Source organism: Halomonas getboli, assembly GCF_023094245.1.
GTDB classification, from domain to species: domain Bacteria; phylum Pseudomonadota; class Gammaproteobacteria; order Pseudomonadales; family Halomonadaceae; genus Halomonas; species Halomonas getboli.
This window is the reverse complement of sequence record NZ_JALMEW010000001.1, coordinates 550,047-560,985: the sequence shown is the minus strand read 5'-3', so window position 1 is coordinate 560,985 and position 10,939 is coordinate 550,047. Positions and strand designations below refer to the sequence as shown.

Here is a 10,939-nt window from a genome sequence, read left to right as displayed (position 1 = left end):
TGGCCGCCACCGGGCCGTCATCCAGGAAGGTGACGGTGAAGGCGTCCGTCGCCGGGTCGCCTTCGTTGTCGGTGATGCTGGCGGTCACGTTGACCGTGATCGGGTCGTTCGGATCGCTGCCGTCGGGGTGCGTCATCACCTGCAGCTGGGTCACGGTGTAGGTGCCGTCGCCATTGACCACGATCTGCCAGTCACCGTTGTCGGCCGTCAGGGTGTTGCTGGCGGCATCCCAGGTGGCGCCGGTCGCGCTCAGCGACAGGGTGCCGGCGCTGTCGTTGCCGTAGCTGGTGGTGAACGACTGGGTGTCGGACGACAGCCCGCCGGTCTCGTCGACGCTGGCGTCGGCCACGGTCACGGTCGGGGTGGAGTCCTCGGCGATGCTCAGGCTAACCGTCGCCGTCGATGTATCGCCATCGGCGTCGGTGACGGTGTAGCTGAAGCTGTCATCGCCCTCGGCCCCGGCATTGGCCTGGTAGGTGAAGGTACCGTCACCGTTGTAGGTGACCGTGCCCTTGGAAGGATCGGTCGTGACGGTGATGCCGGTCTGCAGATCCACGCCGTCGGCGCCGGCGGTGTCGTTGGCGAAGACGCCGATCTCGACGCTGCCGTCTTCCGCCACCTCGTCGGTCACGCTGTCGTCGACGGCGACCGGACCGTCATCATTGACGTCGATGGTCAGCGTCGCAGGATCGGAGACGTCACCGTCGTCGTCGGTGAAGCGTACATCGAACAGTTCCTGCACCTGGTCGCCGGCGCCGGTACGGGTGGGATCGTCGTGATCCAGGGTGTTATCCGTCAGCACATACTGCCAGCTGCCATCGGTGTCGACGGTCACGGTTCCGTAGGTGCCCTGCACGACGGTGCCGTCTGAATCGATCGCGATCCAGTCACCGTTCACATCCTTGACCTCGATCAGCGCCAGCTGGTCGTTCCCGGTATTGATCTCCGGCGTGCCGCTGATCGTCGTGGTGCCGCCACCGCTGCCATCCGACAGCGCCGACTCCCACACCATGTTGCCTTCTGCACGAAGGCCGAGCGTCACCACCTGGGGCGTGGAATCCTCGGCAATGGTCAGGTTCACCGTCGCGGTGTCGGTGTCGCCATCGGCGTCGGTGATGGTGTAGCTGAAGCTGTCCGCGCCCTCGGCCCCGGCATTGGCCTGATAGGTGAAGGTGCCGTCACCGTTGTAGATCACCGAACCCTTGGCGGGATCGGAGGACACGACGATGCCATTCTGCAGATCGACGCCGTCGGCCCCGGCGGTATCGTTGGCGAAGACGTCGATATCGATGCTGCCGTCTTCCGGCACGGTGTCGGTCACGCTGTCGTCGACGGCTACCGGACCGTCGTCATTGACGTCGATGGTCAGCGTCGCCGGATCGGACACGTCGCCGTCGTCGTCGGTCACACGGACGCCGAACTGATCCTGCACCTGGTCGGCCGCGCCGGTCTGGTCGACGCCGTCATGATCCAGGGTGTTGTCGCCCAGCGTGTAGCTCCAGCTGCCATCGGTATTGACCGTCAGCGTGCCGTAGGTGCCCTGGACTTCCGTGCCGTTGGCGGCGATGGCAATCCAGGCGCCGCTGGCGTCCTGAACCTCGATCAGGTCGAGCGCATCCACGCCGGTATCGATCTGGAAGGCGCCGCTGGTGGTCAGGCTGCCGCCACCGCTGCCGTCGGTGAGCGCCGATTCCCAGACCACATCGCCATCGTCATTGAGGTCCTGAGTGTCGACCGTCGGGATATCATTGGCCTCTTCTTCCACGGGCACGACCGCGGGATCGAAGTCGACCTGATTCGGCCCCTCGAAGGCATTGAGGCCATAGTTGAAGGCCAGCGGGCTGACGCTCTCACTGATCCGAAGCAGCCGCACGAAGCTGTGGCCGCTGTCACCGCCGCCCGCACCACCGGCACCACCGGCGGCGGTGGCATCGAGGGTCTCGAGCAGGTCGCCCTGCCCTTCATCGATGGCCGTCAGCAGCGCCTCGATGTCGCCGTCCTGGGCGCTGGCCTCCTCGCTGGCCACCGAATGGTCAGACGCCAGCTCCAGGGTCATGACGACTTCTTCGCCGCCGGCAATGACCGTGGGGTCGAGATTATCGCCGAAATCCAGCACCGCACGCCCGTTATCGGAGGTGACCAGCGTCTCCCCCTCCTGCAGCGTGTCCCCGACCCGAAGCTCACGAAGATGGCCCTCGGCGTCGCGCGCCCAAGCCTGACCGGTGATGGATACCACGGTAGCGATGATCATCGTCCCTATCCCCCTGCGGAGTGACATAGGCCGGGTACCCCGATGGATAGACCGGCGGCTAATGACTTAACACTAGGACAGGGACTAGGCCCTCGGTATTGGACCGATGGACAGGTAACAGAAAGTCACTGGCAAGAGGAAGGCGCCAGTCTGACGTCGTCAGCTGACACCCTGCTCCTGGCGAGACAGCTTGAGCACGAGCTGCATGCGGTCGCGGACATCGAGCTTGCGGAACACGGCCCCGAGATGCGCCTTGACGGTTCGCTCGGTGATACCGAGCTGGCGGGCGACCGCCTTGTTGCTGTTGCCTGCCGCCACCGCGATAGTCACGTCTCGCTCGCGCTGGGTCAGAGGCGCGAGCACGTCATCGTTGAGACGCTGGTCACCGCCGAGCGCGCGATAGGCCCCGCCAACGACCTGAGCCATCAGTTCCGGCCCCACCCAGATGCCCTGGTGCGCGGTGACCAGTGCGATCTGGTGCAGCAGCTCGGGCGTGGACAGCGCATGGGCATAGCCGCGCGCGCCCGCCTCGAGCGCCCGGGCCGCCTCACGGTAGCTCGGGGCATAGCTGAGCACGCTGACGATCGCGCCACGACTCGACAGCTCACGCACCAGGGCCGGCCATTCCGCGCCCTGGATCACCACCCAGGCCTGCATATCGACCGTTGCCGCGGCGACGGCGGTCGCCGCCTCGAGACAGGCAGCTTCGGGAAAGGCGTCGCGCCAGCGCGGCATCAGCGTCGTGTCGCGACATATGAAGACCTGTTCCATCAGCGTTCTCCCAGCGCATCCTGCCAGGCCCGCAGCACCGGCTTGAGCAGATACTGCATTACCGTGCGCTTGCCGGTCAGGATATCGACCTGTGCCGTCATGCCCGGAATCACGTCCAGTGCCTGGTGGTCGCTGTCGCCCTCGAGCGTGCGAACCCGCACCAGATAGAAGGTATTGCCCTCGTCATCGGTGATGGTATCGGGACTGATATGCACCAGCTCGGCCTCGAGCCCGCCGTAGATGGCGAAATCATAGGCGGTGAGCTTGATGGTCGCGGACTGCCCCGGCCTCAGGAAGGCGATGTCCTGAGGCGCGATGCGCGCTTCGACCAGCAGGGTATCGTCGGTGGGCACGACCTCGACCACCTCCTGCCCGGGCTGGGCGACCCCGCCGATCGTGTTGATGGCCAGGCGCTGCACGATACCGTCCACCGGCGAGCGGATCTCCGCCAGCCGCACGCGATCCCGCAGGCCGGCGCTCGACTCGTCCAGCGCCGACAGCTCCGCCAGTGTCTCGGAGAGCTGATCACGCCACTCGTTTCGCTTCTCGAGCGTGACCTCGCGCAGCTTGGATTCCGCCTCATCGATGGCCGCCTGCAGGCGCTCGACCTGGGCCGCCGCCTGATCACGCTGCCCACGGGCACGGGTCACCTCACGCTGCAGCCGCAGCACCTCGACTTCGGACACGGCGCCGGAATCGAGCAGCGGCCGGGTCAGGTTCAACTCCCGTCCGGCCATGCCCAGTTCACGCGCGGCCGTATCCCGCCGGGATTGCGCTTCATCCAGCTCCGCCCGGCGCTGGGACAGCTGCTCCTGAAGAATCACCTTCTGCTCTTCCAGGGCGTCCAGGTTGTTGCGATAGAGCGCGCGCTCCTGGGCCACGATATCGGGCGCCTCCTCGATCAGCGACGCCGACGGCGTGAAATCGCTATCGGTCGCCAGGGCACGCAGTCGCTCGGCGCGCGCCTCAAGGGATTCGGCCTTGGCCCGGTTCTCGCGGAAATTGGCCACGAAGCGGGTCGGGTCAATGCGCATCAACAGCTGGCCCTGGCTGACCCGCTCACCCTCCGACACCAGGATCTCCTGCACCACGCCGCCGTCATAGGACTGCACCTTCTGCAGCTGACTGGAAGGAATCACGCGCCCCGTGCCACGGGTCACCTCGTCCAGCGGCGCGAAGGCCGACCAGACGATCAGTGCCGCCACCGCCAGCACCACGGTATAGAGCATCAGGCGCGCCCGCAGCGGCTCCTGCTGCAAGCGCGCCCAGTCCGTATCGCTGGCCCAGTCGCGATCCAGGTGCGCGGAGGTGACCCGCCGCGAGAAGAGGCGATCGATGAAGGGGCGAAACGGCTTGCTGCCGGTCTCGGAAAAGCGGCCGATCGCCTCGAAGCCTCGCTGCTCGGAAGTACGGGAATCCTGCGTCATGCGCCGGCCCTCCCGATCTGCCCCTTGCGCAGGGCTTCGATCACCGTGTCCCTGGGCCCGTCGGCCACCACCTTGCCGGCATCCACCACCAGGATACGATCGACCAGCGACAGCAGCGACGTGCGGTGGGTCACGATCAGCATCGTCTTGCCGGCGCCCACATCCCGGAGCTGCGCCTTGAGCGCCTCCTCGGAGGAGTGGTCCATGGCACTGGTGGGCTCGTCGAGCAGCAGGATGCGCGGATCGTGCACCAGCGCTCGGGCGATGGCGACCTGCTGACGCTGGCCGCCGGAGAGGCGCTGGCCGCGCTCGCCGACATCGAGATCGATGCCATCGGGATGCCCGTCGACCAGCCCCGCGAGCCCGCTGATGTGGATGACTCTCAGCAGCGACTCGTCATCGACGCCGTCGCTGCCGGCACCGGACAGGATGTTGTCGCGCAGCGAGCCGTGGAAGAGCGTGACGTCCTGGGGCACATAGCCGAAATGGCGCCGCAATTGCACCGGGTCGTACTGGCGAACATCCACGCCGTCCAGGCGTACCGCTCCGGACTCAGGCTCATAGAGCCCCAGCAGCAGCTTGTGCAGGGTCGTCTTGCCGCACCCGACCCGCCCCAGCACCGCGACCTTCTCGCCGGCCGCCAGGGTGAGCGACACGTCACGCAGCGCCTCGCGCTGCTCGTCAGGATAGCGGAACGTCACCTTGTCGAAGCCGAGCTCGCCACGCACCACCGGACGATCGATGAAGGGCTTCGCCTGGCCCCGTTCCACGGGCAGCGACATCATGCCGTCCAGCGAGCGCAGGGCCGTCGCGGCCTGGTGGTACTGCGCCAGCAGCGCGGCGGCCTGGCTGACCGGCGCCATGGCGCGCGACGACAGCAGGTAGGCGGCGATCAAGCCCCCCTGGGTCAGCTCACCCTCGATGATCAGATAGACGCCGGTGATGACGACCGCCACGGCCACGGTGTGCTGCGTCCACAGCGCCACGCTGGTGACCGAGGAGCTGACCAGCCTCAGCTGCGCCGCCGTGCGCGACAGGAAGGCCGAGGCCCGCTCCCAGATGCCCTGCACCCGGCTCTCGCCGCGCAGCGCCTTCAGGGTCTCGAGCTGGGAAATCGACTCGACCAGCGTCGCATTGCGCTGGGCGCTGGCTCGCCAGGTCGTTTCGGACAGCTCGTGCAACTTGCCCTGCGCCGCCAGCGCATAGAGCAGCACGAAGACGATGCCCGCCAGCACCGGAATCACCAGCGGCGGGCCGATCAAGGCGATGATGGCGGCGAACAGCAGCACGAACGGCAGGTCGACCAGCCCCACCACCGTGGCCGAACCGATGAAGGCACGCACCGACTCGAAGGACTGCAGCATGGACGCGAAGGATCCGGTAGAGGTCGGCCGAGCCGCCATCTTGAGCCCCAGCACCTGCGCCATCAGCGCCGAGGACAGCTTGACGTCGGCGCGACTGGCCGCCAGGTCGACGAAGGCCCCGCGCATCAGCCGAAGCGCCAGATCGAAGCACAGCACCACGAAGACACCGATTGCCAGCACCCACAGCGATTCGGTGGCATGGTTGGGCACAACGCGATCGTAGACGTTGAGCACGAACAGCGGCATGGCCAGCGCGAAGAGATTGATCACCACCGAGCCGGCGATCACATCGCGATAGAGACGCCGATTCTCGCGGATAACGCCCCAGAACCAGTGTCGATCGCGCTTGCGTCTGACCTCCGGACCACGGGCGTCGAAGCGGAAGCGTGGCCGCACGTAGATGGCCTGGCCGCTGTAGCCGTCCTGCAGGCCATCCAGATCGACCTCGGTCTCCGCTTCGCCAAGCTCCGGAAAGATGACCCGGGCACGGCGTGCCTTCAGGTCCAGCGCCAGCAGCACGCAGGCACGGCCCGGCTCGAGCAGCAGCACAGCGGGAAAGAGCGCGGGATTGAGCTGTACCAGGCGAGAGCGCACGATTCTTGCCGACAGACCGGCCCGCGCCGCCGCCCGCGGAAACACTCCCGGCGTCAGCCGCCCGTCCTCGAGCGGCAACCCTGCCGTCAACGCATCGGCGCTGACGTCATGTTCATGCGCCAGCGCGATGCTCTGCAGACATTCGAGCAGCTCGTCCTGAACGGCCGACCGAGCAAGACCGCCGTCGTCGAGCGCTTCACGTTGTGTCAATTCGTACCCCTGCGTGACGAACTTTCAGAAAACAGCGCGGCCGGGCCACCGGCCCGGCCTCTCGCCGACGACACGACCTAGGGTCGATAACCGGCCATATCGAGATTCTCCCCCGCTCGCTCGAGGGTGATCTCCACGCGACGATTCTGCCGGCGCCCCTCCACGGTAGCGTTGGTCGCCACGGGCCGGCGCGACCCGAAGCCCTCGGTCTGGATCAGTGACGCGTCCACGCCCTGGCTCACCAGATAGTCACCGACGCTCTGGGCGCGTCGACGGGACAGCGGATCATTGATGGCATCGCTGCCGGTGGAATCGGCGTGACCGGCAATATAGACACGCACCAGGTCATCGCGACCGCGGATCCGCTCGGCAAGCTCCGACAGTTCATCGCGCGATTGCAGGCTCAGCTCGGCGCTGTTGACCGCGAACAGCGCATCCGCCGAGAGCGTGACATCCGGCGCCCGGGCCGGCGCCGTGATATCGCCCGTGAAGTCGGCCAGGGTAAAACCGGTCGGCCCCGGCGCCGGACAGATCGTCTCGGGATCGAGCGACACGCCATCGCTGCCCAGCTCGGCCAGGGTCGGCATGTCGTCCCGCCGCACATCCAGGGTCTGCATCAGTTCGCCCATGGCCGCCAGGGTCCGGGCATCGGCCAGCGCCACGTCGTAGCGGGCATTCGAATAGGCGCGGCTGGACTCGAAGTACTCGTTCTCGGTGTCCAGCACGTCCAGCAGGCTGCGCTGGCCGATATCGAACTGCTGCTGGTAGGCGCCCCGCACGCGGTCGGTGGAGAGGCGATGCTGGTTGAGATATTCGAGCTGCTCACGCAGCCGCTGGGTATCGTTGTAGGCGATCTGCGTCGTCTGGCGCACGTCGTTACAGGCCTTCTCGCGCAGGTTCACGGCCTGCTCGACGCGCTCGCTGGCGGCGCGGAAGCTGGCCAGATCGCTGCCGCCGCGATACAGGTTCATGCTCGCCACCAGCTCGACCCGGCTGCGATCCTGCCGCTCGTCGGGGTCTTCGATCGTACCGCTGTCGCTGTCCCGGTAGCGCCCGGTGCTGGCGACCAGATCGAGGGTCGGATGGAAGGCGGAGCGCTCGCCGCTCTCGGCGGCTCGCTTGGCGGCGATGTTCTCGATGGCGGCATGGAACTCGGGATTACCCTGGAAGGCCATGTCCAGGGCGGCGGCGACATCCGCGGGCAGTCGATCGCCGAAGTCCGGCGCCGGCGCCAGCGAGGCCGCCGGCAGATCGCCGACGATGCGCTGATAGCGGGCGGTCACGTCGTGCAGGTTCGAGGCCTCGGTCATCAGGTTGGATTCGGCCAGCGCCAGGCGCCCACTGATCTGCTCGAGATCGACGCCGCGACCGGCCCCGGACAGGGTGCGCTCCTCGATCTGGTTGAAGACCTCCAGATGCTTGGCATAGTTGTCCTGCGCCAGCCGCACCAGCTCGCGATAGCGCTGCACGTCCAGGTAGGCCTGAACCGCATCCAGCGAGACCTGCTCACTGGCGCCGAGCAGCTCGTAATAGCGCACCAGCTGGGCACGATCGAGACGCTCCACTTCACTGCTGGTGGCGAAGCCGTCGTAGATCATCTGGGTCAGCGCCACCTCGGCATAGTCGGTGCCATAGCTGCCGCGGCCGTCGTGCTCGCGATCCTCGCGCCCTACCCCGGCGTTGACGTCCACGCTCGGCAGATAGTTGCCCCAGGCAGCGCGACGATCCTGCCCCGAGGCCAGGAACTCGCGCCAGGCGGCCTGCACCTCGGGATTGGTCGAGATCGCCTGCTGCACGACGCTCTGCAGGTTACTGGATCCCGGTGACATCAGCCCCGACGGCAGCGACTGGGCCACGGCCGACGCGATGGGTAGCAGGGCAAGCCCGGCTCCGACAACGAGCCCCCTGACGAGACGCCCGGTCGAGGGGCGCAGCGGAGTAACGACGCTCGTGCGATTCATGTCAGTTCCCATCCCTTGTGAGCCAACGACAGGCAGGCGCGGCTGTTATCGAGTGTTGTGACCTGCCGCCCGCGCCAACCGCAGGAAAACCGAATCGGCCGAAGGCGACATTGCTCCTTTCGCGCGGCATGACCCTCATGCGAAAAGAGCAGCCCGTTGCGATAAACGTATTAACACACATCCTGTTACATAGAGTAACCAAATTCAGACGCGACGCCAGTACTCGGGCATGGCGTCGACGTACGATATATGCTCACAGAAATGTAAGACTTGTCTTACAAGGCCGCCCCGACCGCCGCTGCTCTCACGGCCGGCCCCAAACGTGCTATCGTCGGCACCATCAGTCACACGGCCCGCCCAAGGAGAAACGGCATGTCGTCATCGGAGATCCAGAAGACTCGTGTCATCAATGAGCTACGCAGCTTCATCAAGAAGCTGCTGCAGGACCCCAAGATCCTCGAGCAGTCGCTGACGATCGCCCGTGAACGCCTCGGCGAGGGCGATCAGGCGAACGTCATGGCCCAGATCGCCAACGAGATTTCCGACACCACCAGCGTGCACATTCCGGAAGATCCCAAGGAGCACTCCGAGGCCGACCGCCTGTTCCTGGAACTGCTCAAGGAAGTGGTGCGCGAGGAGCAGGCGCTCTACTGAGCCCTTGACCGCCTCCGGTCGAGGGTGGCCTTACCCGGCATCGCCTCCCTCGACCTGCGCGCGTTCACGCCAGCTGGTACAATGCGCGCCCTTTTCCCCGCTTCAACGCCGCCTCGCATGCTCTATCTCCTCAAGCTCCACCCCGAGATCACCATCAAGTCCCGTTCGGTCCGCCAGCAGATGACACGCTGCCTGACGGCCAATATCCGCAATACCTTGCGCCGCCTGGACGAGCGCGTGCGGGTCAAGGACCAGTGGGATGCCATTCGCGTACGGCTGCCGGAGGGCCTCGACGCCGACACGACGGCCGCCATCGAGGACAGCCTCACCCGCATCCCCGGCATCCAGCAGATCCTGGCCACCGAGGAGCTACGCTTCGACTCGCTGGAGCAGGCCGCCGAGCACATCGTGCCGCTGTGGAGCCCGGTGATCGCCGGACGCAGCTTCCGGGTCCAGGCCAAGCGGCGTGGGGAGCACGATTTCACCTCGGCGGACATGGAGCGCTATCTCGGCGGTCGCCTGCTGCAAGCCACCCCGAGTGCCCGCGTCGACCTCAAGCACGCCGAGGTGGTGGTGCCGGTGGAGCTCAACGATCGGCGCCTGCAGGTGATCCGCGCGCGCTGGAAGGGGCTTGGCGGCTACCCGCTCGGCGTGCAGGGCCAGGCCCTGGCGCTGATGTCCGGCGGCTTCGACTCGCCCGTGGCGGCCTGGAAGATGATCCGCCGCGGGGTCAAGACCCACTTTCTGTTCTTCAACCTCGGCGGCCCGGCCCACGAGGCCGGCGTGCGCGAGGTCAGCCACCATCTGTGGGAGCGCTATGGCGTCTCGCACAAGGTGAAGTTCATCTCGGTGCCCTTCGACGGCGTGGTCGGCGAGATCCTGCGCACCATCCCCGACGGCCTCATGGGCGTGGTGCTCAAGCGGCTGATGATCCGTGCCGCCAACCGCGTCGCTCAGCGGCTGCGCATTCCGGCCCTGGTGACCGGCGAGGCCATCGCCCAGGTCTCGAGCCAGACGCTGGCCAACCTGGCGGTGATCGACGACGTCAGCGAGCGGCCGATCCTGCGACCGGTGCTGACCGACGACAAGCAGGACATCATCGACCGGGCCCGCCTGATCGACACCGCCCGCATCGCCGAGTCCATGCCCGAGTACTGCGGCGTGATCTCGCGGCGCCCCCACAACAAGGCGCCGCTGGATGACGTCCTGGCCGCCGAGCGCGACTTCGACGACAGCGTACTGGACGCGGCCATCGAGGCCGCCGTGGTCAAGCGCATCGATCAGGTACTGGAACGCGAGACCGCTCCGGGCGAGGTCGTATCGGTGGACAGCCCGGAAGCCCTCACCAGGCTCGATGCGCCCTGCATCATCGATATCCGGCGCGCCGACGAGCGCGAGGCCGCGCCGCTGACGCTGCCCCGGGCGCTGTCGCAGGTGCCGCTGATCGAGATCCCCTTCTACGAGCTGCAGGACAAGGCCTCGGAGCTGTCCGACCAGCGACACTACCTGCTGTACTGCGACCAGGGCGTGATGAGCCGCATGCAGGCGCTGCATCTCGCCGATCGCGGCCTGCATCACTTCGGCGTCTATCAGCAGCGCGCCGAGGCCTGATACAACGCCTTTACTTCCCTGAGATCATTCTATTTTCCTACTTCGTGATGGAGTGATCTCCTACTCGACGGCCCGGCGGACGACGAGCTTCCCCAC

At 66.6% G+C, this 10,939-nt stretch carries 7 protein-coding genes; 2 read left to right on the top strand and 5 right to left on the bottom strand.

Annotated elements, in window-relative coordinates; translation table 11 throughout:
- The 5 genes from MYL53_RS02765 to MYL53_RS02745 form a co-directional block, all read right to left on the bottom strand.
- The coding region (locus MYL53_RS02765) for a retention module-containing protein (protein WP_247851883.1) at positions 1 to 2,251 on the bottom strand (2,251 nt) is incomplete at its 3' end.
- Positions 2,252 to 2,410: 159 nt separating this feature from the next.
- Complete coding sequence (locus MYL53_RS02760) at positions 2,411 to 3,022, bottom strand: response regulator transcription factor (RefSeq protein WP_247851882.1); 612 nt, start codon at positions 3,020 to 3,022, stop codon at positions 2,411 to 2,413.
- Positions 3,022 to 4,449 carry an HlyD family type I secretion periplasmic adaptor subunit gene (locus MYL53_RS02755; protein ID WP_247851880.1) on the bottom strand — a complete coding sequence of 476 codons (1,428 nt, stop codon included), beginning with the start codon at positions 4,447 to 4,449 and terminating at the stop codon, positions 3,022 to 3,024. Before MYL53_RS02755 ends, MYL53_RS02760 begins: the two co-directional genes overlap by 1 nt.
- Positions 4,446 to 6,617, bottom strand: a complete 2,172-nt coding sequence (locus MYL53_RS02750; RefSeq protein ID WP_247851878.1) for a type I secretion system permease/ATPase — start codon at positions 6,615 to 6,617, stop codon at positions 4,446 to 4,448. Before MYL53_RS02750 ends, MYL53_RS02755 begins: the two co-directional genes overlap by 4 nt.
- A 77-nt stretch (positions 6,618 to 6,694) precedes the next feature.
- Positions 6,695 to 8,473, bottom strand: coding sequence for a TolC family outer membrane protein (locus MYL53_RS02745; RefSeq protein WP_345740346.1), 1,779 nt, complete (start codon positions 8,471 to 8,473; stop codon positions 6,695 to 6,697).
- Between the two features lie 477 nt (positions 8,474 to 8,950).
- Here MYL53_RS02745 and MYL53_RS02740 point away from each other — a divergent pair, with 477 nt between their 5' ends.
- On the top strand, positions 8,951 to 9,232 hold the full coding sequence (locus MYL53_RS02740; RefSeq protein ID WP_247851877.1) for a hypothetical protein: 282 nt from the start codon (positions 8,951 to 8,953) through the stop codon (positions 9,230 to 9,232).
- A 117-nt stretch (positions 9,233 to 9,349) separates the two neighbouring features.
- Entirely contained in the window at positions 9,350 to 10,843 is a 1,494-nt protein-coding gene (thiI, locus tag MYL53_RS02735) for a tRNA uracil 4-sulfurtransferase ThiI (protein WP_247851875.1), read from the top strand.
- Positions 10,844 to 10,939: the final 96 nt, after the last annotated feature.

Bases quoted from the DNA above. Each gene is read 5' to 3' on its own strand.
- MYL53_RS02760 (WP_247851882.1), bottom strand. From the start codon at position 3,022: ATGGAACAGGTCTTCATATGTCGCGACACGACGCTGATGCCGCGCTGG.
- MYL53_RS02755 (WP_247851880.1), bottom strand. From the start codon at position 4,449: ATGACGCAGGATTCCCGTACTTCCGAGCAGCGAGGCTTCGAGGCGATC.
- MYL53_RS02740 (WP_247851877.1), top strand. From the start codon at position 8,951: ATGTCGTCATCGGAGATCCAGAAGACTCGTGTCATCAATGAGCTACGC.
- thiI (WP_247851875.1), top strand. From the start codon at position 9,350: ATGCTCTATCTCCTCAAGCTCCACCCCGAGATCACCATCAAGTCCCGT.